Annotated in this window: 15 protein-coding genes and 1 tRNA gene; 6 read left to right on the top strand and 10 right to left on the bottom strand. The window is 42.9% G+C overall.

All coding sequences use genetic code 11. The features are described 5' to 3' along the window. Positions 1–140 precede the first annotated feature (140 nt). Positions 141–1,306 (top strand): IS3 family transposase gene (locus tag AOT82_RS02900; RefSeq protein ID WP_156770954.1). Its coding sequence is split into 2 segments (ribosomal slippage): positions 141–396 and positions 396–1,306, totalling 1,167 coding nucleotides; the frame shifts between segments, so codons are not numbered across the junction. On the opposite strand, the gene AOT82_RS02895 is transcribed toward AOT82_RS02900, so the two are convergent. The 9 genes from AOT82_RS02895 to AOT82_RS02855 form a co-directional block, all read right to left on the bottom strand. Continuing rightward, positions 1,307–4,300 (bottom strand): SIR2 family NAD-dependent protein deacylase, encoded by a 2,994-nt coding sequence (locus AOT82_RS02895; protein ID WP_071001741.1) that lies wholly within the window; start codon positions 4,298–4,300, stop codon positions 1,307–1,309. Positions 4,301–4,628: 328 nt separating this feature from the next. After that, positions 4,629–5,900, bottom strand: coding sequence for an integrase family protein (locus AOT82_RS02890; protein ID WP_071001740.1), 1,272 nt, complete (start codon positions 5,898–5,900; stop codon positions 4,629–4,631). Between the two features lie 170 nt (positions 5,901–6,070). Then, positions 6,071–6,147: transfer RNA gene (locus AOT82_RS02885), tRNA-Ile, on the bottom strand. Positions 6,148–6,240: 93 nt separating this feature from the next. Further along, positions 6,241–7,053: a pteridine reductase gene (locus AOT82_RS02880; RefSeq protein WP_083328827.1), complete on the bottom strand. Its 813-nt coding sequence runs from the start codon at positions 7,051–7,053 to the stop codon at positions 6,241–6,243. 35 nt (positions 7,054–7,088) lie between these two features. Further along, positions 7,089–8,267 carry a tRNA nucleotidyltransferase gene (locus AOT82_RS02875; protein ID WP_071001738.1) on the bottom strand — a complete coding sequence of 393 codons (1,179 nt, stop codon included), beginning with the start codon at positions 8,265–8,267 and terminating at the stop codon, positions 7,089–7,091. 270 nt (positions 8,268–8,537) lie between these two features. Next, positions 8,538–10,856, bottom strand: coding sequence for an NADP-dependent malic enzyme (locus AOT82_RS02870; RefSeq protein ID WP_071001737.1), 2,319 nt, complete (start codon positions 10,854–10,856; stop codon positions 8,538–8,540). Between the two features lie 351 nt (positions 10,857–11,207). Continuing rightward, complete coding sequence (locus tag AOT82_RS02865) at positions 11,208–12,674, bottom strand: protein adenylyltransferase SelO (protein ID WP_071001736.1); 1,467 nt, start codon at positions 12,672–12,674, stop codon at positions 11,208–11,210. A gap of 447 nt (positions 12,675–13,121) precedes the next feature. Further along, on the bottom strand, positions 13,122–14,300 hold the full coding sequence (locus AOT82_RS02860; RefSeq protein WP_197496770.1) for an acyl-CoA desaturase: 1,179 nt from the start codon (positions 14,298–14,300) through the stop codon (positions 13,122–13,124). A gap of 472 nt (positions 14,301–14,772) precedes the next feature. After that, positions 14,773–15,501 carry a glycerophosphodiester phosphodiesterase gene (locus AOT82_RS02855; protein WP_071001734.1) on the bottom strand — a complete coding sequence of 243 codons (729 nt, stop codon included), beginning with the start codon at positions 15,499–15,501 and terminating at the stop codon, positions 14,773–14,775. A 346-nt stretch (positions 15,502–15,847) separates the two neighbouring features. On the opposite strand from AOT82_RS02855, the gene AOT82_RS02850 reads away from it, so the two are divergent. After that, complete coding sequence (locus AOT82_RS02850; protein WP_071001733.1) at positions 15,848–16,795, top strand: hypothetical protein; 948 nt, start codon at positions 15,848–15,850, stop codon at positions 16,793–16,795. 290 nt (positions 16,796–17,085) lie between these two features. Here AOT82_RS02850 and AOT82_RS02845 read toward each other — a convergent pair whose 3' ends face one another. Further along, the gene (locus AOT82_RS02845) at positions 17,086–17,682 is read right to left on the bottom strand and encodes a cob(I)yrinic acid a,c-diamide adenosyltransferase (protein ID WP_071001732.1); all 597 of its coding nucleotides are present in this window, start codon (positions 17,680–17,682) and stop codon (positions 17,086–17,088) included. A 191-nt stretch (positions 17,683–17,873) separates the two neighbouring features. Here AOT82_RS02845 and cysS point away from each other — a divergent pair, with 191 nt between their 5' ends. The 4 genes from cysS to glmM all read left to right on the top strand — a co-directional run bounded on the left by cysS (position 17,874) and on the right by glmM (position 24,760). Beyond that, positions 17,874–19,334 carry a cysteine--tRNA ligase gene (gene cysS / locus AOT82_RS02840; protein WP_071001731.1) on the top strand — a complete coding sequence of 487 codons (1,461 nt, stop codon included), beginning with the start codon at positions 17,874–17,876 and terminating at the stop codon, positions 19,332–19,334. Positions 19,335–19,498: 164 nt separating this feature from the next. Further along, complete coding sequence (locus AOT82_RS02835) at positions 19,499–21,463, top strand: mechanosensitive ion channel family protein (RefSeq protein ID WP_227517175.1); 1,965 nt, start codon at positions 19,499–19,501, stop codon at positions 21,461–21,463. 259 nt (positions 21,464–21,722) lie between these two features. Continuing rightward, positions 21,723–23,195 carry an IMP dehydrogenase gene (gene guaB / locus AOT82_RS02830; protein WP_071001730.1) on the top strand — a complete coding sequence of 491 codons (1,473 nt, stop codon included), beginning with the start codon at positions 21,723–21,725 and terminating at the stop codon, positions 23,193–23,195. 197 nt (positions 23,196–23,392) lie between these two features. Beyond that, a complete protein-coding gene (glmM, locus tag AOT82_RS02825; protein ID WP_071001729.1) occupies positions 23,393–24,760 on the top strand; it encodes a phosphoglucosamine mutase in 1,368 nt (455 codons plus the stop codon). Positions 24,761–24,794: the final 34 nt, after the last annotated feature.

Genomic DNA, 24,794 nt, shown 5'->3' with positions numbered 1-24,794 from the left:
TCGTAAAAATCAAGTAACTTATTTAAGTTAGCTTCATTTAAATTGGGTTTTCCTAAATAAGGTGTTATAGCATGGTGAGCTATGCTGAAGAAACCGTACAACTAAACTTGGTAAACTAAGCGTATTAACTGGAGTTTACCATGACCAAGAAAGTAAGAACCTACAGTGACGAATTTAAAGCCGAAGCTGTTAAAAAGATAGCAGACAACAACGGCAATATTTCAGCAACTGCAAAGCAGCTTGGCATTGCCATGCAAACCTTATCGAACTGGCAGAACAAAGCCAATCAAGGCAAGCTTGTTGGCACAGAGCAATATGATCCTGACCTTATGAGTGCTCTTCAAGAAATAAAGCAGCTCAAGCGGCAGCTTAAAGTGGCTGAAGAGGAGCGCGAGATCTTAAAAAAGGCGACGGCGTACTTTGCCAAGCACAGTTAGTGAAGTACGCCTTTATTAAAGACAATCAGCAGATATTTAGCATCACCACTATGTGCCGTGTGTTAAGGGTTAAGCCATCAAGCTATTACGACTGGATTAGTCGTGACATCAGTGACCAGCAGATACATCGCAACCATTGTGAAATATTAGTTAAAGCCGCGCACAGTGAAACGAAAGAACGTTATGGCGTAGATCGACTGCATGCTCATCTAAGCGAGCAAGGGCATGACATTAGCCTATATATGGTAAGAAGCATCAAAGAGGAACACGGCATTAAATGTCGTCGTCATAAGCGCTTTAAAGTCACCACTGACTCTAATCATCACAAACTGGTCTATCCAAACGTGCTCGATCAGAAGTTTGACACCAGTCGCCCTAACCAAGCATGGGTAAGCGATATTACTTATATCTGGACACATGAGGGCTGGTTGTACTTAGCAGGAGTGAAAGACTTATATACCAAAGAGTTGGTCGGCTATGCGATCAACAAACGCATGACCGCAGATCTAGTATGCAAAGCATTGAACATGGCCATCAGGAATAAACGTCCAAGCAAAGGGCTAATCGTTCACTCTGACAGAGGCAGTCAGTACTGTAGCCATGCCTACCACAAGATCGTTAAGCAGCATCAATTTACAGGCTCAATGAGCGCTAAAGGTAATTGCTTCGACAATGCTCCAATAGAAAGCTTCTGGGGCATATTGAAGAATGAGTTGGTATATCATAAAGATTATAAAACTAGATTTGCCGCCATTACCGATATCATTAGATACATCGAGCTATATTACAACCAGACTAGGATTCAAAAGGGTTTGGGCTATAAATCGCCAAGACAGGTGTGGTTTGACTTTTATCGTCAGGCTGCGTAATCAAAATCTCCCAAGTTTAGTTCTACGGGATTGACAGCAGGGGTCATGGTTCAAAGTGTATGCAATTTCTTTGGCCAAACGTTCTTCCGTATTATCTATAAAAAACTCAGGAACATCAGTGTCTTCTGCAGTGAACCGCCATGCAGTTAAAGTATTGAATATCTTGTTAGACTGTTTCTTCGTAGGCAGTTCTCTATGTTTTTCATTCAAAACAAGATTTTTAATCGCTATAAGCGTATGGATATTAATTAAATCATTACTTTCAAAAAGATGTTTTCTAACAACTAAAGCTAACGCTTGACTATCATCGCCAGACAGTCCTAACAAAGCATGGTCTAAAATACCTAGTTTAGGAATGAAATTGTAGTTGGCTGGATTTCCCCATATTTTCCATTTTATAGATTCTAACTCGTTAGCATTCAAATAGTTATTTTCAATTAAAGGAAATAGCTTTATTAAAGCATGGACGCTGTCCTCATTGTTCGGAGAAATATGGTTTATGATTTCATCTAAACGTGAACTGATTTTAAGACTATCATTTCTTACGGGAGGTAATTTTACAACAGGGTTTGGCCATCTCTGACCAAAATCATTATCAATATTCACTTCGGTAGCTAAAGGAAATATGAGGGCATCTTCAAATATCTCTGATTTTCGATTATCTGATATAGCTAGTAAGCTGTATTCTATGAGATGACTATAAGGTTTGGACAGCCAGAAATGCTTTATTCCATCTATGATTGCAATACTGCAACCCCATTTAAACACTTCTATAGCCTTGTCTGGCTTCGCCCGTATAACGAACCTAGCTAAAGCCTCCATAAAAACTTGTAATCTACTAAAATAATAATGTACAGACTTATTGCTAGTTTGAATAATTTTTTCTAGCCAATAAATACAACCTTTATACGTCTGATCTAATAGATACTCTAAATCCTCCTCTGTTAGCTTTGCAATATTAATTCTTGATAGAGTTGTTTTAAGTATATCTGTAGTATCTGAGGTTGATGCTCGTATAGCATATATGAAACGATTTTTATTTTCTAAACTCTCCAGCTTAGCTAAATTCTCTACTATATCTTTAACGAAATTGACATCTCTCCATCTAATAGGAACTCCGACAGTGTTAGTTAACCCCTCTACAAGTAATAAAGGGTGTAACTCATTACTGAATGAAAGAGATTTAGAATGGTCTGTATAGCTTCCAGGGTCAAAAGAAGGCTCTATACTATTATTCTTAGCTTGTTTATCCAATGCTTCTGATAATCTCTTCCTGATATGTTCAAGATAAGTCCAAGGATTTGAATCCATATAGTCAAAATCATTGGGCTTAACTTCTAAATCATTACGGTTAAAGAAATCAGCTCCTTGAAGAAGAAAACTAACCCAAGCTAAACGTGATAAAACGTAAACTGAGGTTGGATCATTTCTAGATTGTAGTTTAAGATTTTTAAAAGCATCCTTTAAAAGAAACTCACCTTCATCAAACCTTCCCAACTCGGCTAGAAGTGATGCTTTTTTCATGTTCCATGATGGGTCTATGGCTTCAATATCTTCAACTAATTCTTCTAAACCAGAGTAATCGAAGCTTTCTCTAGCTAAAATAGCTTTATGATAGTTTATTTCGTTTTTTACTTCTGAAGAAGTCAGTTTAACTGTGTCTAAAATATGAGCTACTCTTGAGTTAATATTTTTATAATCGTTATCATCAAACCAGCGTGTACTTCTAAAAAGCCATAATGCTATTTCAATCTGCTGTTTGCTAGTTAGTCCACTAAGTTGAGAAGGATCACAAATTTCTAGAAGTTCTTCAGCTAAATGAATAGCATCCACACTAAAAGTAATGGTGTTACGCCATACGATTTCGTAAAGCATCCTTGATCGCAAATCAGGTTTCATTTCAGCTAAGTTTTTAGAGTTTGGAAAAGGATCGGTAATTTGATTTTGTAAGCTCCACCGTATATTAGATGGGCATACCAACCATACTGGATAAGACTCCCTATCTTTAACAAGTTGATCTAACTGAGTCTCAAGTAAAGCTGCTGCGTAGCTATGCTCCTTATGTACTTTACCTATTTCGTTTTCTGGGATAGTTTTACGAGTAATCGAAGTTGGTTCCCAATCCCAGCTATCTTTAGGCTTAAGTATCTGAAGAGCATTGAGAAACATTTTTGTTGCTTCACGATGTCTTTGATCATGGTTATCCAAGTGTTTAACTAGACTTGATAAATCAATAGGTGCTACATTGATTGACTCTAAATATTTGCGTTTAGCTGGACTTAAATCTAACGCTCCTACCAAGTATATTCGACGAGCATGACTTGCTAAATGATCTCTTACCCATCCAACCCATTGTAAGAAATTAGGATCATCACCTGAAAATCCTAATAAGCAAAACTCGTTTTCGATAAATATTTGACGGGCTAAATTTACAAATGCCGCATGAGTCTTGGGATACTGGCGATAATCTTCTTGAGTAAATATTAGATTATGAGATATTTGTACTGTTCCATGTAATTTTACGATTCTAGGAGAGCGAGAAGAGGATAGATCTTCAGGTTTGTTAACGATACTATAGATAGGTTTATAAATATCAGATGCTGCGCGTTCTAACAGCGTGTCCCAATTAGTTGTAAGCACTTCTGTCCAAGGTAGCTTTAACAGTGAGCCATACAAGTCGCTTGGTATCCATGCAGGGTCATTAACAGTTTGTTCGATTAAATCCCTCAAAGCTTGTTTACCGAAATAAGAACTATATTCTTCAGCGATTTGTAGCGGGTCGCCCCATGGATCGGATCCTAAATCTTCTGATAGTATTTTTAGAAGATCATTCCACAAAGGTAACTTACTATTTATATCACCACTACTAGCAGCGCTTCTACTAAAGCCAGAGCCTACCATTATAGCAGCGCCTTGATATGAAGTTTCATTTCGCCAAAGAGCTTCGGCGAGCTTTTTTAGTAATGGATAGTCGGGTAAGCTTTCAATACTCATAATGGCTACTCGTAAATAGTTAAATATTTATCATTATATTTAGTCAAACACAGCGTACCCGAAACTGAACGTAAAGCACGATCAAACAATGACTGCTCTCACAGCTATGACAGTCCAATTTATCATACTAAGAAGTATACTGCTTATAAAATAGAGTAGTAGTAAAACCCATCACAGAGAAGCGCTAATTGCGTTGGTTAAACTCTTGCAAACAATCATAGAGCTATTACAAATGAATATAGGTAGTGTAACTGGTCGCCATCACGGCTCGTTCTTACTAAATTAGTTGACGATATTTTTAGAGTACTCTTCTTGAAATGTTAGTAGGTTAGTAATATTTACTGATGATTTCATCTTGTGTCATGCCAGCAAGCCGACAATAGAAAGACTCTATTGAATTTGAAGCGTCTCTTAGTTGCCGCTGTGACACTTGGATATATTGTAGGGTAACATCATCGGTTGATTTAGCTTCACGGTGATTGAGCAAGCGTTTAAGGACTGGATAGCTGATGCTTGAGTTATTAGCTACCGTTCCAAAAGTGCGGCGCAAATCATGTGGTGTAATATACAAGTTTGTTTGATTACTTATGGCCTTATAACTACGGCTTAAATCTTTTATATGGTCATCGCTAGCTTTCAAGTTGCTCGGGAATACCCATTGCTTGCCAGCGCTTAATCTGAATCTTTCTTCAAGCAGAGCTTGTAAGATATCACTAGTAGGCATATGATAATTAGAACCATTTTTTGTAGCTTTGAATACTATCCTGCCAGCTATAAGGTCGACGTCAGACCACTTTAAGGGCTGCGCTTCATTTAAACGCACACCAGTGAACATAAAAAGTAGCATGATATCTCGTGCATTATTGCTATGGGGCGCTTGCAGGTGTGAGCTTCTATCAACATAATTTAAAAGTGTTTTGAGATACATACCTAAATATTCTTCTTCAACATGTTTAGTACGCGGCTTAATTATATTCCAATCTTTCTTGGCGTTAAGTATGCGTACTGGTTGCTCTTTAATTAAAAAGTCTTCGTTATCATCTAAAAAGCTATCACGACAATAATTCCAAACTGACCTTAGAGCTCTCATAGTTGCGTTAGCCTGAGCTTTACTATGCTTGCTTATCTCTTTATGCTTATCACTTATCATTGACTTAGATATATCATTTAAAGATATATCTAGCCAATCATCTAGCTTGTTTAGTATTTGACCATCATAAGTGTCAATAGTGCCTTTAGCTAAGCTAGTCTTTGCTGATTTAAAGTAGGTATATGCATCTCTCAGTGTTGGTACATTATTGGTCTTATCTTTCGGCTCTTCCAAGACCTCATGAAGCCCGTCATAAACATGCAGACCTTTTTTTATATTAGCCATCATTATGCTGGCTTTTTCACGTGCTTCGGTTAGCGTAATCAAGTGCGTTTCTTCCACTTCATCTCTATATAGCTTTCCGTTAATACGCTTATGTAATGTATAACGTTTGGATTGTTTGCCCACGCGTAGCGCAAAACCAGTTAACACATCGTCCATATAGATTTCAGTACCTTTAGCGGTATAGTCTACTGAATCTATAAATTTTTTGGTAAGTTTAACCTTCATATATCACCCATGCAGCAGTATATAACCATAGTGTTAGTAATATCATACTTTAATTACTATAAGGGTCAAAGTATCAAGATAGTATCAAAAAACCAACTAAGTCCATGCGTTCGCATAAATTTTAGACAATAAAAAACCCTTACAAGTCAATGACTGTAAGGGTTTGAATATGGTGGGCCCAGTAGGACTTGAACCTACGACCAAAGGATTATGAGTCCTCTGCTCTAACCAACTGAGCTATGGGCCCTAACGTTAGACGCACAATGATACCTGATTTTTTGAATTTTTCAAGTAAAAGATAGCAAGTAACCAATAAATTTTTAATCGGTTTAAAAGCGGATTAAAAGCCACTACCAGCCAAAGTCAGGCTACGCCCCCCATCGATTGTGATAATTTCACCTGTGACATAATGCGCCTGTACCAAGTACAGTACACTATGAGCAATCTCCTCAGGTTTGCCGATTCTTTGCATAGGGATTGAATCGATAATATGGGTTTGTTGTACTTCATCCATGGCTTGGTCGCCATTGGGTTCGGGTAAGATATTGACGCCAGGTGCAACACCATTGACGCGTATGTCTGGTGCCAGCTCTAACGCTAGCGACTGAACCATCATTCGATGCGCAGCCTTTGCCATGTTATAGACCGTATAATTGTTAAACGGTCTATCATGCGCGTGAATATCCAATAAGCTCACAATACAGCCTTGCTGACGTTTGAGATAGGGCAGTAGTGCTTGACTCAAAAATAGGGGTGCCTTGGCATTGGTTAAGAAAAGCTCATTCCATTGCTCATGATTGATGTAGCCAATTGGGCTTGGGTAGAACCGTGACGCATTATGTACCAGTACATCTAGCTGTCCAAAGGCTTCTATGATATTTTTAACAAAATCCTCTAACGCTGCTCCATGATTGACTACTGCCAAATCCGCAACAATAACCACTGCGCTATTAGCACGGCTTTTATTAAGTTGGTCAGCTAAGCTATTAGCTTCTTTTTCGCTACGATGACAATGAATAATGACACGGTAGCCTTGAGTGTGCGCTGCTCTGATAATTGCCGCACCGATGCGCTTAGCGCTACCGGTTACCAGCATCACCGGAGGTTGGATGTCAGTATTCTTTGATAGCAGAGTGTTAGGTTCTTGGTTCATAGTGACAATATTGACAATGTTTTTTAAAATGTTTTTTAATAGGTGTCATGCGCTTGTAAGTGTTCAATTCTGCTTTGACGTAAGGCTGCCCCGATAGCTGGCCCTTTAAGATCTGGTGCAATATCTGTCATGCCGATTGCATGAAAGCTATTTAGTGCTAGCATCATCTGACGGTGCTGTGTTGCCAGCTGTAAGACGTGACTGCAGACAAGGAGCTGTGACAGCTTATCTGGCTCTTTATGAGCACCACAAGCTTGTATAAGGTCAATCTTTTTGGCAGCGCTCAGACTGTTTATCATGCTCAGCGTTTCGGCTTGCTGAGCGAATAGGATAGCAAACTGCGTATGCGCTTTGGGGACTTTAGCTTTATTACCGATATCATTGATATCTCTTAGCGCTTTTGATTGGTCATGCGTATGTTCATTATTAAATAGTGACGGGGTCAGGCTGACCATTAACAGTGCCCAACGCTGTGGCAAGTTTAGGCGCATTTGGCCTGCAAAATATAATGCTGTCTGAACCGTCTCTCGTATATGAGTGTCCTCCCAAGCATCATGCAATGGGGCAAAGTACTCTGTAAGCGCACCAATCTCAAACAATTGCTGCCAGTATACTTGCGGTGATAGTTGCATCGTTGCACGGCTCGACTCTTGCCAGATACGCTCCGCACTCAAATGAGCAAGCTCTCCTGAGTTGACCAGTTGACGCATTAGGGTCAAGGTGTCTTCCGCAATGGTAAAACCCAAATCATAATAACGCCCGTAAAATCGAGCCGTCCTCAGCACTCGTAATGGGTCTTCGCTAAAAGCGTCAGATACATGACGTAGCGTTTTGTTCTCTAAATCTTGTAATCCTCCGTAATAGTCAATGACATCGCCACTGACAGGGGTATCATCGGTGAGACTCACAACCTCGATAGCCATTGCATTGATAGTCAAATCACGACGTTGTAAATCGTCCTCTAAGCTCACATCAGGGCTGGCATGTACGCTAAAGCCTTTATATCCTGAGCCTTGCTTGCGCTCCGTGCGCGCAAGGGCATATTCTTCATGAGTGGTGGGGTGCAAAAACACAGGAAAGTCCGCACCTACTTGTTGAAACCCTGCATCAAGCATCTCTGAGACAGTTGCACCAACGACGACGAAGTCTTTATCTTTGACAGGTTGTTGTAATAGTTGATCTCGAACCGCACCACCCACAAGATAAATTTGCATAAAAGCCTCTTCTTATTGAACCGATATCAGCGGCCCAATCGCAATAAATCAAAAAACCGCCCATGCGTGAAGTGCATTGACCGGTTTTAGTATAGCAGAAGGGCTCTGTCAATGGATGACAGAGCCCTTCTTAATATAGTCAATCCTCTATAAATTGGCTACGGTGTCAGCCTCGCTCAGTCTACTATTTGTAGTACTGTCACTCGGCTTCCTTGTATCCAAGTTATATTGAACCGACTATAGTGCATTCATACTGTGTATGGTGAATGACTATTTTTCGTTTTCTAGGTCTTGAGCTTCCGTGACCGTAAGCGCAGTCATATTAACGATACCGCGAGCAGTCGCTGATGGCGTCAAGATATGCACTGGCTTATTCGTACCTAACAAGATAGGTCCAATAGACGCACTGCTGGTTGCCGTTTTAAGTAAATTAAAGGCAATATTTGAGGCGTCAAGCGTTGGCAAGATCAGCAAGTTCGCAGCGCCTTTTAGTGGGCTTGATGGCATATCGTTTAGGCGGATATGTTCATTCAGTGCGGCATCTCCTTGCATCTCGCCTTCAAAATCAAAGTCGACATTCATGTCAGTTAGTAGCTCATGAACCTTGCGCATTTTGACCGCGCTGGCAAGATTTGAAGCGCCAAAGTTTGAATGAGAGACTAATGCAACACGTGGCGTGATACCAAAACGGCGGATTTGATCGGCAGCCAGAACGGTCATTTCAGCCAACTGTTCAGCGGTTGGATCTTCATGCACGTACGTATCAGCGATAAAGATGTTGCGATCTTGCATCAATACGGCATTCATCGAATAAAAATCATTGATGCCTTCTTTTTTGCCAATGACGCTTTCGACATACTTTAGGTGCATCTGGTAGTCACTAAAGGTACCACAAACCATACCGTCAGCATCACCGTTGTCAACCAATAAAGAACCAATCAACGTGGTTTTACGGCGAACATCACGACGAGCAAGCTCGATACTCACGCCGCGGCGCTTGTTTTTCTCGTAGTAGCCCTGCCAGTAGTCTTTGTAGCGAGGATCATCATCTTGGTTGACGATCGTGATGTTTTCGCCATCTTTTAGACGTAAGCCCAACTTATTGATGTGATCGTTGATGACTGCTGGACGACCAACCAAGATTGGCTGAGCCAAGCCTTCATCGACGACCACTTGTACGGCCAATAAGATATTATTGTCTTCGCCTTCACAGTATACGATACGCTTTGGCGCAGACTTAGCGCGTGCAAAGATAGGCTTCATAACAAACGCAGAGTTGTAGACAAACTCAGACAGACGCTGACGATATGCCTTCATGTCTTCGATTGGCAGTGTCGCTACGCCTGAGTCCATTGCCGCTTTGGCAACCGCAGAGGCAATCTCGATGATTAGGTTTGGCTCTAGTGGGCCAGGGATTAGGTAATCACGACCGAAGCTTTTCATCGTCTCGATGTTTCTGACGTTGGTCGTAGGGGTTGCTTCGACGTGTGCCATGGCAGCGATGGCTTTTACGCAAGCGACTTTCATCTCTTCGTTGACGGTTGTCGCACCAACGTCCAATGCACCGCGGAAGATGTATGGGAAGCATAGTGCGTTGTTTACTTGGTTTGGATAATCTGAGCGACCAGTTGCCATGATGACGTCTGGACGTACCGCATGTGCCAATTCTGGCATGATTTCAGGTGTTGGGTTGGCAAGTGCAAAGACAATAGGATCTTTTGCCATACGGCGAACCATATCTTCTGATAGTGTACCGGGCATTGATAGGCCTAGGAACATATCCACATCGTCCATCACTTCTTCGATAGAGGTAGCGGTTGTCTCACGAGCATAACGTTGTTTGGTTTCATCAAGGTTTTCACGACTAGTGCTGATAATGCCACGTGAATCTGAAACAATAATGTTGTTTTTATTAACACCAAGCGCGCAAATGATGTCTAGACAAGAGATGGCGGCTGCGCCCGCGCCTGAACAGACAACTTTAATTTCTTCGATTTTTTTGCCAGTAATCAACAAAGCGTTTAGCATCGCTGCGGCAACAATGATTGAGGTGCCATGTTGATCATCATGGAACACAGGAATGTTCATACGCTCACGTAATACGCGCTCAATTTTGAAACATTCTGGTGCTTTGATATCTTCTAAGTTGATACCACCAAAGGTAGGCTCAAGAGAAGCAACAGCTTCGATGAACTTATCTGGATCATCTTGATCAATTTCAATATCAAAAACGTCGATACCTGCGAACTTTTTGAATAGAACGCCTTTACCTTCCATCACTGGTTTTGATGCCAATGGACCGATATTACCCAGACCTAGTACGGCAGTACCGTTAGTGATGACACCAACTAAGTTGTTACGTGCCGTATATTTAGAAGCGAGCTTTGGGTCTTTTTGAATCTCAAGACACGGTACAGCCACACCTGGAGAGTAGGCGAGTGCCAGATCGCGTTGGTTAGCCAGCTGCTTAGTTGGAGTTACTGAGATTTTACCTGGGCGTGGAAATTCATGGTAATGTAAGGCAGCTTGTTCAAACTGCTCTTTTTCTGTACTGAGGTTATCCGTATTCGAAGTGGTATCGTCATTCATAATAATTGCCATGGTTGGAATAAATTGGAATAAATTAAATGGTGATAAAAAACGTCTAACCCTCAGAAATAATTGAATGATTATAATCATCAGCAAAGGGTTTTGAACGTTAAATGACTAACGACCATCGGAATCATGGTCGTTGATCAAAAATCAGGTCAGAAAAGCAATCTAGCAAAAATAGTCATTCTACCATTATTGGCAATTCGCTGCCTAGTCGACCGTATGGAAGCGTGCGAATAATATAATAAAATGATATTCGTTATTTATCTGGTTGATAATGCCAAAAAACACCGACCAATATCAACCTTAATTTGATAATACTTCAAAATATTACAGTATACATCCATATTAAGATGAGCAGCTAATAGGCATTTGCGGTACGTTTGGCGCCGGTGTACTCGTATCGAGATCAGTCGCGATATCTTGGACGTGATAAGGATTAGCTAGCAGGCGATAGACACGATCGACTTCTTCAAACTGACCTTGCTCTGCGGCAGTAATGGCACGCTGCGCCATACTATTACGCAAAACGTACACAGGGTTATTGGTCTGCATATCATTGATTGCTTGCTCAGTTGATGATTGCTCAACCTGTGCCAGATAACGTATAGACCAATCTTGCCACACTTGCTGTGCATCACTGCTTAATTCAGTAGTCATGGTAGTCAGTAATTTTTGCTCATATGGGTGATCGTTCGGCGCGACCAAACCGAGGAGCGCACGGAAACTATTGGTATAATCGAGCAAGTTGTCTTCTAACAACGTTAACCATTCAAAAGCCAAGCTCAGGCTGTCGCTTTGGTGTGGTAGTCCAAGCTTGCGGCATAGACCTTGCTGATAATGCTGCATAAAGGTTGCTTCGTAAGGTGCCAAGCACTCAGAGAGCGTCTCACGGCTAATACCTTGCAGGCGCATAAAATGCGGCAGCCAAACGTTCAGATTCCAATGACCGATAGCAGGCTGGTTTTGGTAGGCGTAGCGACCCGTATGGTCTGAGTGATTATTAATCCATGCAGGATTGAAGCGCTCCATAAAGCCAAACGGCCCAAAGTCCAAAGTACTGCCTGTGATAGATAAGTTATCTGTGTTCATCACACCGTGAGCAAAGCCAATCAGTTGCCAATCAGCAATCATCCGAGCAGTGCGCTCAACGACTGAAGTCAAAAAAGCTGCTATGGGCGCATCGCTATCGCGGCACTCTGGATAATAAGTATCAATCATATAGTCGGTAAACTCACCGAGTAAGTCAGGTGCAAAGCTGGCAATCCATTCAACATGACCAAGGCGAATATGGCTATCAGCGACACGCATCAATGCCGCACCCGCTTCGATACGCTCACGGCGCACTCTCGTATCAGAGACAACAAACCCCAAAGCATTAGAAGAGGAGATACCAAGCTGCGTCAATGCGTGACCGCATAAGTACTCTCGAATCGTACTACGTAAGACCGCACGTCCGTCACCCATGCGTGAGTAGGGCGTCAGGCCAGCCCCTTTGAGGTGCAAGTCTTGTAATTGTCCGTTGCTATCGAGCACTTGCGCCATCAGCAAACCGCGTCCGTCACCCAGTTGCCCAGCCCATTGTCCGAACTGATGACCTGCATATGCCATTGCCAATGGTTTAAAGTCAGATGGCACATATTGGCCACCCAATATCTCAACCCAATTGGTCATCAGATCTTCATTGTCTGCCCAACCTAATTGCTGTGCGACTTGGGTATTGAAGTGTCCAGCACGTGGAGTGTCCAGTGGCGTGGGCGGCTGCTCATGATAAAGGCGCGTGTCGAGATTGACATAAGTATTTTGATAACGCATACAGGCCGTTTCCATTAAAATATAAAAGTGAGAATGTCACTATAACATAGCACTCATATGGCATCGTTGCACTCTGTCCATCTCTTGTAATATCCAGCCAAAAAATAAAACTAGCTACTTTGGGTGAGCTGAGTTTAGTGGATTATAGTCGAACCACTATTAAAGTGTTACAGCGTTAGACTCGTTTAGCCTACTACTGTAGTACTTGCACTCGTCTGCCTTGTACCACTTTTAGTATTGATTGACTATAGTTGGTTACTGTCTCTAGGTTGGAGGTTGCAACGATTGAGCCTATATATTTCATCATTTACTACGAGGATAAGATTATTAAAAGTAGAGGTAGTGACATAAACCATAAATTATAAATTATAAACAAAAAAATCCCCCTATCTAGGGCAGATAGAGGGAAGGAGAAACCTGACAATTACGATAGCTTATAAAAACCAGTTAGGCGGCTTTTTTGCTGATACTAATAGAGCGAAAAGCATTTTTCAAGTTATTGTTATGCTCAAGAATTTTTTGCTCAATCTTAGCATAATCATGCTTCAATTTATCATCAGCCTCGTGCAAGCGATCAGCGAACTCTGTCTTTTTAAGTTCAATTGTTTTTGCTTTTAGCGCTTGCCACTCTTCAACTGTCTGCGTAAAGGCATCATATTCAAACTTAATGCGATCTTGGAAGCTCTTCATCGCATGAGTTAAGTCAATACCGCCACCAGTCGCGGTATCGATTTTCTGCTGAGCTGCTTTAAATTGCATTTGAACTTCGGCATGCTTGATGGTCGTATCATCGACCGTGCGCAGATCAGAGGTCAACCCAAGTTTTGATAAGCCAGCAATCAACCATTTGGTTGGATCATACTGCCACCATTTTACGCCATTACGATAGTCGTACTGGAAGAAGTGATGGTAGTTGTGATAACCCTCACCCCATGTAAATATCGCTAAAATGAAGTTATCACGAGCAGTATTGGTATCGGTATAAGGACGGCTACCAAACATATGACACAATGAGTTAATGAAGAAAGTAAAGTGATGCGTCAATACCAAGCGCAGCAAACCTGCCAACACAAGCGTGCCCCAAACATCACCCAACAACCAACCAACAGCCGCGACCAAACCAACGTTGGTGGCTAGTACCCATAGGCCATAATATTTATGCTGTATCTGTAGGACTTTGTCTTTGGTCAAGTCAGGAATGTTTTTGTAGTCAAAGTTGCCGCTAGGATAGTTACGTAGCATCCAGCCGATATGGCTGAACCAGAACCCACGTTTTGCTGAGTACGGATCGTCCATTACATCATCGACATGACGATGATGAACACGGTGACCTGAAACCCAGTCAAATGCAGACCCTTGTACCGCTAGGGTAGCTCCTAGCAATAAAAAGTTTTTGACGATTGGATGCGCTTTGTAAGCACGGTGTGCCAACAGGCGATGATAACCAGCGGTGATACTAATGCCAGTCCATACCATAAAGGCACCAAATACACCCCAGACAGGAGCGCTTACATCATGAGTAAACAAATACCATGGTGTAATGATAGCAGCAGCAATCGGCGTCGTTACCAAAAAAGTCGCTGGAATCCAGTTGATTGGCGCTTTTGTAAATTCAAACTCACGCATATCAATGCTTTGCTCTTTTGTCAGAACATCCGTTTGCTCAGAAGCGTTAGCGTAGTTGCGTTTTGCCGTAGGCTGCTCGTCAAGAGCCATTTGCGCTTTCTTTTCATCAAAACGAGTCTTGAAACGCGTGACTTGAGTGCTGGCGTTCTTTACAAAGGTATCGCCAGATTTGATAGCGAAACGTAAGCCTTTAAGCGGTAAGCCAAGTGCTTTTTTTGCAATCATATAATATCCCTAACGGTATTAATTTAAGTCCCCATAGTACCTGAAAAATCATATAAAGTGAACACTTATACACTATAAAAATATTGCTAAATAACAATAACTTGTATGAATTATAGACTGTATGAGTCAAAAATGCCGATAACTTGTCAGGCATTAAGGGGAAGTGTAAGTAACGCTATAGATATGTAGGGACTGTAAGGGTGAAAAAAGAGATTTATCTAAAAGTGAAAAAATATAGATAGACAGTTCAAGGTAATAATAAATGACGTGGAAAGTCAGTAATAATCACGTCGGTATTCCAGCTTATAAGCTGTTCAATCGTATGGACATCATTGACCGTCCAAGCGCTTACAGGCAACCCATAACGGTGACTGTGTTTGATAACGTCTTGGGTCAAAAGCGGATAATGAATACCTAACTGAATACAACCAAGCTGCAAAGCGGTGTTTGTCGCTTTTGCCAAGGCAGTTGGCGTGCGAATCAATAATCCTCGCGGTATGCGAGATAATAGTTTGTGGCGTTGCAACCGATTATGCAGCTCCACATCAAAGCTGGTCAGCACCACTGGTAAGCTGGCAAGCGGTGTATCGATAAGCTCTTGCGCCAGTGCATTGATCAATACTGCATAATTGGTTCGATTGTGTGTTTTAATCTCAAGCTCAATCACCCTAAATCCTCTCAGTACAGGCGCTATATTGGCTAAAGTCATGATTGGCTGCCCGAATTGTAAGCGGCACTGAATCTCTGTGAGCCCGAGCTGATCAATACGCGACTGTTGACCGCACATACGCTCCAAATCATCGTCATGGAACACAATCAAGTGACCATCGGCATTCAGTTGAATATCAAATTCAACCCCTGCCAAGCCTTGTGAGGTTAGATTTTGAGAATACTTAAAACCTGAAAAGGTATTCTCTAAACTCTCTCCGCGAGCGCCACGATGACCTAATAAACGCGTGTTTTTGAAATTTACCATATCACATGACTACTGACTGATTTTACGACTCATCATATATTGTCATGACATCAACGTCTAATAGAATTTATGGCGTGAACCAATATACTTTGCGTCTGATGTTTCTCTAGTATTTGTTATGTTTTTGCAACCAAACGCAGGTTTTACCCATAATGAGGGGCGCTATTTGTATATCCATGGGCTACACTAATGACCATTTCAACCAAACACCGTATAATGATGTGGTTTTCAAATCTATCACAGACCGTTAATGACACCATTGTTTTATAAGTCTGCCATGCAGTTTGAGTGTTAAATACTGTCTATCAGTGGCGGTAAGAACCAGTAAATTGGGAGTGAAGTAAATATGAGCGTAGCAAATATAAGTTTGAGCAAGTGGCATAAAGTGGCTGGAATCGGAATAGTATGTGGTTTGGCGCTTGCAGGCTGTGATCGCTCAGAGAAAGAAGATACTGCCGATACGGCAGAGATGACGGAACAAGAGCCAGTAGCGACCGAAAGTGCCGTCGCTCCTGCTATCAATTGTGATGACCCGATGGTACAAGACCGTCTCAAATCTGCTTTAAAAAATACACTCAACCAACAGGCACAAGCGTTGGCTGCTAATTATGCCAATGATGCCGAGATTAGTCTAGAAAGCGGCGTTGTCACTGAAAAAATCAATGGCGTGGTTATCGATGTACAAAACGCTGCCATACTACAAAAAGCCAATGACAATGGTATGACAACGTGCCAAGCAAGTGTCAGCATGACATTGCCAAGTGAAGACTTGTATCAAGCCAGTCAAGTGCAAGCGGCTAACAATCAGCCAAGCCTGCAATCTCGTTTGGCGCAAGACAATATCCGTATCAATAACAACATGCTCGTTGATGACGCCTTTACTTACGTTGTCGGTACTCAAGGCGGGCAAGTGCGCACGCGTATTGCTGGACAGCCAGCGTTGATTACTGTGGTTTCAGATGTGATGGCAGGCTCTGTGTTGAAATCTGCGATGGATGAGGAGCGTGCTGAGCGCCGTGCAGCAGCCCAAAGCAGAAACAATAATACTCAAGCAGCACCCGCTCGTCAGCAGCCTAGAACCATCACGCCAGTTGAGCCAATTCGTCCTACTGAACCTGCGACGCCGCCAACCATCAATAAACCGACCAGCAACCAAAACAGCTCGACAGAAAACAATCAAGCAGCGGCTACTACTGAGACCAAAAAACCAGTAACGCCAGCGACGCCAAAATCAGTGCCGAAAGATGAAACCATCGATATGGTCATCATTGAAGATGATAGCGCCACTTACTAATTTGCAATTTTATGAGTAGTTAGCAACTGGTAGTCGATAGATATTGCTAAGTAATAAAAACCCCGTAACATGAGTGCTGCGGGTTTTTTTATAATCGAAAAATCAACCTATAGTTAAGTCTAAATAAAAACGATACAGGATAATAAATTCATTTGATTAAACGCTATTTTTCTTGCTTACTGTGACTACGTCTCCAGAGGCTGCGAAAAATAGCGTTTAATCTTATTGTATCGATTTTATAGTGAACCGACTATAGTTCAGAGAATGCTAGCAAGATTAGGTTTAATTCACTAGCGATTGTCAGCGAAGTTTTGCAAGACTTGACTGTCCCATAGTACTTCAGAGACTTGTTCGGGATCTGTACAAAAGCGCGCAGCGACAAACAACCAATCAGATAAACGATTGATAAAGCTGATGGCAGTGCGGCGTATGGCTGCTGGGCGCTGCTCCTGCAATAACACAGCTTGGCGCTCAGCTCGGCGACACACACTACGTGCGACATGCAACTGGCTCACCAGTACAGAGCCTGTGGGTAAAATAAAGTCTTTTAGTGGTGGCAGCGTGGTATTCATCATATCGATTTGTTGCTCTAGCCACTCGATATGGGTGGCATTGACGCCCTCATATTCTGGCATGGCAAGCTCACCGCCGATATTGAACAATAGATGCTGAATAATAACTAAGGCTTGAGAAAAATCCTTACTAATCGATTGGCCTTTGTTTCTTTGTAGTTGAGCACGCACCAGTCCGATATGTGAGTTGAGCTCGTCGATATCACCCATGACACCGAACAGATTGTCAGCTTTACTGAGTCGACTGCCATCAGCCATACCCGTGCTGCCATCATCTCCAGTACGCGTGTATATTTTGCTTAATCGATTGCCCATCTTTATATCCTTAACGGTTTTTATGATTGAATGGTGGTAGTTGCCTGCTCATTGTAGTATTTTACGCCTGTTTTCGCTAAGATAATGGGTTACGTTAAAATTATAATCATATCATCGGTACGGCTTGCTTACTTGCTGCGGCTGATATTTTCAATTTATTTATTTTATTTATGCTAAAAGGCTCTTTTATTATGACCACACCACTTGCAGATGCGATGTCTCAACTTGCTATTTATGACTCACTGACTGGCGGCAAGCGTCCGTTTGAACCGCTCAAAGCAGGGAAGGTGGGTATGTATGTGTGTGGTATGACCGTCTATGACTATTGTCATATCGGGCACGCTCGAATGATGATTGGATTTGATATGGTGGTACGTTGGCTCACCCAATTGGGTTATGACGTCAATTACGTGCGTAATATCACTGATATCGATGACAAAATCATTGCGCGCGCCGCTGAAAATGGCGAAGAGATTGGGGCGTTGACCCAGCGCTTTATTACAGCGATGCACGAGGATTTTGCAGCCCTTGGCTGCTTGGCACCTGATGCTGAGCCGCGCGCGACTGATCATATCGATGATATGCAGCAAATGATTGAGACGCTGGTCACAGGTGACTATGCGTATGCAGGCGACAATGGCGATGTCTACTATGCTGTTGATAGTTTTGCGAATTATGGCAAATTGTCTAAGCGCAATCTTGATGAGATGCAGGCAGGTTCACGTGTCGATGTCGAAAACGATAAGCGCAACCCATTTGACTTTGTGCTTTGGAAAGCGGCGAAACCTGATGAGCCGCAATGGGCGTCACCTTGGGGGCAGGGGCGTCCGGGTTGGCATATTGAATGCTCGGCCATGTCGACCAAGTGCTTGGGCAATACCTTTGATATTCATGGCGGCGGTCACGACTTGCAGTTCCCGCATCATGAGAATGAAATTGCCCAGTCTGAGGCAGCGACGGGTTGCGAGTACGCGCGTAACTGGATGCACGTCGGGTTTATCAATGTTGACGGCGAAAAAATGTCCAAGTCGTTGGCTAATTTCTCAACCATTCGCGATGTTATAGCAAAATACTTGCCTGAAACGGTGCGTTTTTTCTTATTATCTAGCCATTATCGTAGCCAAGTTAATTTCTCTGATAGCGCATTAGATGAAGCCCATAATAGCCTAAGCAGACTGTATAATGCGTTAAAACTGGCTGAACAGCAAAAAGGGCAAACAATCGTAATCGATGACAACTTGACGAGCGAAGCTTATCGTACGGCTGCTGGACAAGATTTTATTAAAGCCATGAATGATGACTTCAATAGCTCAACAGCGATTAGTGTTTTATTTGGTCTGGCACGCGACATCAATAAAGCCATCAAAGCTGAAGAAGTCGAGACAGCATGGCAGTTGGCACAGCAATTAAAAGCACTGGCACAGGTGTTGAATATCTTACAACAACCTGTGCAGCAGTTTTTGCAAGCGGTGATTGGTGATAAAGCAGAAGATGGTTTGACTGATGCGGCTATTGACGGATTGATCGTCGAGCGTGCCGATGCCAAAACCAACAAAAACTTTGCGCGTGCTGATGAAATACGCGAGCGGCTAAAAGAGGCTGGTATTGAGCTTGAAGACAGCCGCGCTGGTACAACATGGCGCCGCGCATAGATATATAGACGCTGTGCATCAGATTACATACGCATGCTAATAAATTAAGTCAGCTCACGCTGGCTTTTTTTTGCAGAGTGCATTAGGTTAAAGCATACCGAATGCACTTTTTATATCCATTCCTTTTATATCCGTTCCTTTTGTAGACCAGTGGCTTTGAAAATATGAATACTCTTAAAAATAGTAATGCTGATGATCGTGGCATAGCAATGGATATTGACGGTGGTCACCGCCGCGATGTAGAGCGTAATAATATCCGCTACAATGCACTGCAGGTAGTTTTAGGGTTTCTTATTATAGCCATCAGCGCTATCTATATACCTGCCAGTGCAGCAAATGAGGAAGGCCGCTCACAAGTCGCTAGCAAACCTGACAATTTGGCTGAGTACGCTGTCCAACAAATAAATACAATCAAAGACGAAAATATTAGCGTCTCTGGTATTACCGAAGAGATATTTGATCCCACTGAGCGTAGCGCAGTACAGCAAGCAGGGACGTTGCAAGGTGATGTGGGACTGACAGGGGAGTATAGCGAGAATTACTACTTACTCAACAAGCTCAATGTCGGGTTACCACCATTAGCTGAGCCACCAAATTTGGCGACGCCGCTTGCGACTTTGGGGTTTTTTCAATCTGCGGTGATGAAGCAGCAGTATGATTTGGCCGCTTATGCACTCAATATGAATCTGATTGATGAGAAAAACCAGCGTACCCGTTCGCTTGATTTGACCAAGCAGCTTGATTTTTTACTATCTGAAAAAGAGCTATACGTATTTGATGATATGCCCGATCGTCCTGATGGTCTGATTGAACCACCATTGGGTAACGATAGTAGTGTCATGGGTATCCCTAGACGCTCTATCCAGCTGGGTTATATCGAGTACCGAGAACGTCGTGTTCCTGTTTACTTGGAGCGGGTAAGGGTAGGTGATCAGGCGCCAGTTTGGATGTTCTCTGCGCAGACAGTGGGTAATATTGAAAATCTTTATAAACAATATCATCCATCGGAGTTTGAGCGTTATCTACCTACTTGGTTAAAATTCCAGTTTTTTGGTATTGCCTTATGGGAGTTTTCAGCGCTCATCCTGTTTTTCTTATTTACCATGGGCGTAGGTTGGATACTAAGTAAAAGCACGGAAAAACTCATCAGCCGTTATGTTGATAATGAAAAATACAACATCTCTGCTGGCAGTGCCAATGGCGTGGCAGATTTGGCCAATAAGCTAACCGTGCCTTTGACCTTTACCATCAGTTTTTCGCTCGTTTTTACCTTAGTTTCTGGTGGTTTTCCTTATCTAGATGCAGTGGCTTCATCAACCCGTCCGCTGATTTGGACGGGGTTGGTATTTAGTGCGATGTGGCTAGGCATTCGTACTATTAATTTTTTTGCCAATCGTTACCAAGACATGCAGATTGAAAACCTAGGAGAAGAGCATTTTGATAAAGTGCGCCGTCGTCGCACTTATGTGTCGATATTCCGCCGCGTTTTCATTTTTGTCATGATATTGGGTAGTATCTGGATAGGACTGAGTGAGTTTGCCAACATGGAAGGTCTTGGCAAAACCTTACTGACTTCAGCTGGTATTGCTGGCGTGGTTATTGGTATCGCCGCTCAGCCTATATTGGGTAACATCATTGCTGGGGTGCAGGTGGCAGTGACGCAGCCTGTACGGATTGGCGATAGCGTGATAATGGATGGTAATTTCAGCACTGTGGAAGACTTGCGTTACACTTATGCGGTACTCAAAACATGGGATGAGCGTCGATTAATTGTGCCGATGCGCCAGTTGATCACTGAAAGGGTAGAGAACTGGTCACATACAGAAGTGCATCAAACCTGTCCTGTGTTTTTATACATTGATTATGGTGCAGATATAGAGGCCATTCGCCAGCAGTTTGTCTCAGTAACTAAAGATAATGAGCTTTGGGACAATGAAACTGAGCCCGAAATATTTGTTGTTAAAGTGACAGAAAACACCATTCAGCTGCGCGGTGCTGTTTCAGCAGTAGGTCCCATAGAAGCATGGACGCTTGCTTGCGAAGTGCGTGAGCAGATGCTTGGCTACTTGCATCAGCAGCAAAACAAGTATTTGCCGACAGAGCGTTTTACGTTAACAGAAAGTCTGTAACGTTCAAGGAGAGCTATTCGCTATAAAAAAGCGCCATTAAACATATAGTGCATGATTATCATCGACAAAGACGTATTTGTGTAAAATAATCTGATAAATATAGTATGTCAGAGAGGTGCTTATTTGTTATAATGTGGCGTTATTTTTATAGGATAACTGAGTGGTTAGCCATGAGTCAGCACTGTGTATGCAGTTGCAATGATTGATATGCCTAACTCTGAGCTCCTACCCATCAAAATAACCACCACTAGGGGTCTGTATGTTGCGAATTGTCGATGAAGCCTTAACCTTTGATGACGTTTTATTATTGCCAGCCTATTCTGAAGTTCTGCCAAAAACTGCCGATCTGTCTACCCGTTTGACCAAAAACATCACACTAAACCTTCCGCTGATCTCTGCGGCTATGGATACCGTCACTGAGTCTGAGATGGCCATTACCATGGCACAGCTTGGTGGTATGGGTATCTTGCACAAGAGCATGGACATCGAAAAGCAGGCCACACAAGTACGCCGCGTCAAAAAGTTTGAAGCGGGTACGGTTGTTGACCCAATCACCGTACATCCAGAGATGACGATTGGTGAATTGCTACGCTTGACGCAAGACAATAATATCTCAGGCGTACCTGTGGTCGAAAAGGGTACAGACAACGTAGTAGGTATCGTGACTCACAGAGATTGGCGTTTTGAGACCAACTTGTCATTGCCAGTTAGTCAGATCATGACACCAAAAGAGCAGTTGGTCACCGTACATGAAGGTGAGAGCAACGAGAATATCAAAAAATTGCTACATGAGCATCGCATCGAAAAAGTCATCGTTATCGACGACAACTTCCGCTTACGTGGTTTAATTACGGTCAATGATTTTGCCAAAGCCGAAAACAATCCAAATGCGTGTAAAGACGAGAAAGGTCGTCTGCGTGTTGGTGCAGCGGTTGGTACAGGTGCAGACACGCAAGCACGCGTCGAAGCATTAATCGCTGCTGATGTTGATGTGATCGTAGTGGATACGGCGCATGGTCACTCAAAAGGCGTAATTGAAAAAGTCTCTTGGATCAAGAAAAACTATCCGCATGTTCAAGTTGTCGGTGGCAACATCGCAACAGGCGAAGCGGCACTTGCACTACGTGATGCTGGCGCTGATGCGGTAAAAGTCGGTATCGGCCCTGGGTCTATCTGTACCACGCGTATCATTGCCGGTATCGGTGTACCACAAATATCAGCTATTGATAATGTTGCTAGCGCATTAAAAGACAGCATCCCATTAATCGCTGATGGCGGTATCCGCTATTCAGGTGATATGGCAAAAGCGATTGCGGCTGGTGCATCGTGCATTATGGTAGGCTCACTAATGGCTGGTACGGAAGAGGCACCAGGTGAAGTTGAGCTGTTCCAAGGCCGTTATTACAAAGCTTACCGCGGTATGGGTAGTCTGGGTGCAATGTCTGGATCAAACGGCTCATCGGATCGTTATTTCCAAGATGCCAAAGATGGCGTAGAGAAGCTCGTACCAGAAGGTATTGAAGGCCGCGTTCCTTATAAAGGACCTGTCGCTGGTATTGTCAACCAATTGGTTGGTGGCTTACGCTCATCAATGGGCTATACAGGCTCTGCGACTATCGAAGATATGCGCACCAACCCACAGTTTATCAAAGTCACATCAGCAGGCATGAAAGAGTCGCATGTTCATGATGTACAGATCACGAAAGAAGCGCCGAACTACCGTGTAAACTAATCGGTATTTTATAGCTCTGCACTGTTTGAGAACTGGCCCAGTTGCAGAGCTGTAGTGACGTTAAGATACAAACAGCCAACAATGCTTTGTTATTGTTGGCTGTTTTTTTTGTAGAATATAAAAGCATATTATTACAATAGCAGTATTGCCTGCGTATACGCTTGGCCTTTTATTTTTAGACTTGAGGAATATAAATAATGAGTTACTTTGGCACTGATGGTATCCGTGGAAAATTTGGTGAATTGCCTATTACCCCTGACTTTATTTTAAAACTGGGTTATGCGACTGGACAGGTGCTCATAGAAGCCAACGAAAATTCTACGCGCAAACCAAGTGTGGTCATCGGCAAAGATACTCGTCTCTCAGGTTATGTCATTGAAGCTGCTCTGCAAGCAGGTTTTAACGGGGCTGGCGTCGATGTTTATATGCTTGGTCCATTACCGACGCCAGCGATTGCACATTTGACTCGCAGTTTTAATGCCGATGCAGGTGTGGTTATCTCAGCGTCACATAATCCTTATTATGATAACGGTATCAAGTTCTTCTCAGGTAGTGGCAAAAAAATCAGTGATGAGATGCAGAATGCCATCAACGAAAAACTAGCAGCGATTATAAATGACACGGATAGTAAAGAAGCAGCGATGCCGATTCTTGATCCAGCAAATTTGGGCAAAAACCGCCGAATTGACGATGCAAAAGGTCGATACATTGAATTTTGCAAAGGCAGCTTCCCATATCAGTATGATCTTAGCCATCTGACCGTCGTGGTTGATTGTGCCAATGGTGCAGGCTATAGCGTCGCACCTAGAGTCATGCGGGAGCTTGGTGCTAATGTTATCGCTATCAATAACACTCCAGACGGCATCAATATCAATGCTGAGTGTGGCTCTACCCATCCTGAAGGTCTGCAAAAAGCGGTGCTTGAGCATGAAGCAGATGTTGGTATCGCATTAGATGGTGACGGCGATCGCATTGTGATGGTTGATGAGACAGGTAAGCTGGTTGATGGTGACGGTATCTTATATGTGCTCGCGACCCAAGGACTCACCAAAGCGCAAGGCGTCGTTGGTACGCTTATGAGTAATATGGGATTAGAGTTAGCACTAAAGGCGGCTGACATTGATTTTACTCGTGCAAAAGTAGGCGACCGCTATGTCATGCAAGACTTGGAGGCCAATGGTTGGATACTAGGCGGTGAGCCATCTGGACATATTCTGTGCCTGGACAAAAGCCGTACAGGCGATGCGATCATAGCAGGGTTGCAAGTATTGGCTGTGATGCAAGCGCAAGGACGTGCACTGAGTGAGCTGGTCGAAGGGTTTGACGTACTACCACAGAAGCTGGTCAATGTACGCTTGTCTCAGATGCAAGACCCATACAAGCATGAAGAACTGGTCGCCGCTTTTGACAAAGCACAGACGACTTTAGAAGGTCGTGGTCGTCTTCTTATTCGCCAATCAGGTACAGAGCCTATGATTCGAGTCATGGTTGAGTCTGATGATGAGATAGAGTGTGATGTGATGGCAAATGATTTGGCTGATCATATCAAGTCGGTATTAGGCTAATAGTATTCAAAGCTTAATATTCAAAGCTTAGCAC

Source organism: Psychrobacter sp. AntiMn-1 (assembly GCF_001854065.1).
Classification (GTDB): Bacteria; Pseudomonadota; Gammaproteobacteria; order Pseudomonadales; family Moraxellaceae; genus Psychrobacter; species Psychrobacter pacificensis.
Note: the sequence above shows the minus strand (reverse complement) of the source record. Positions and strands in the feature narration are given on the sequence as shown.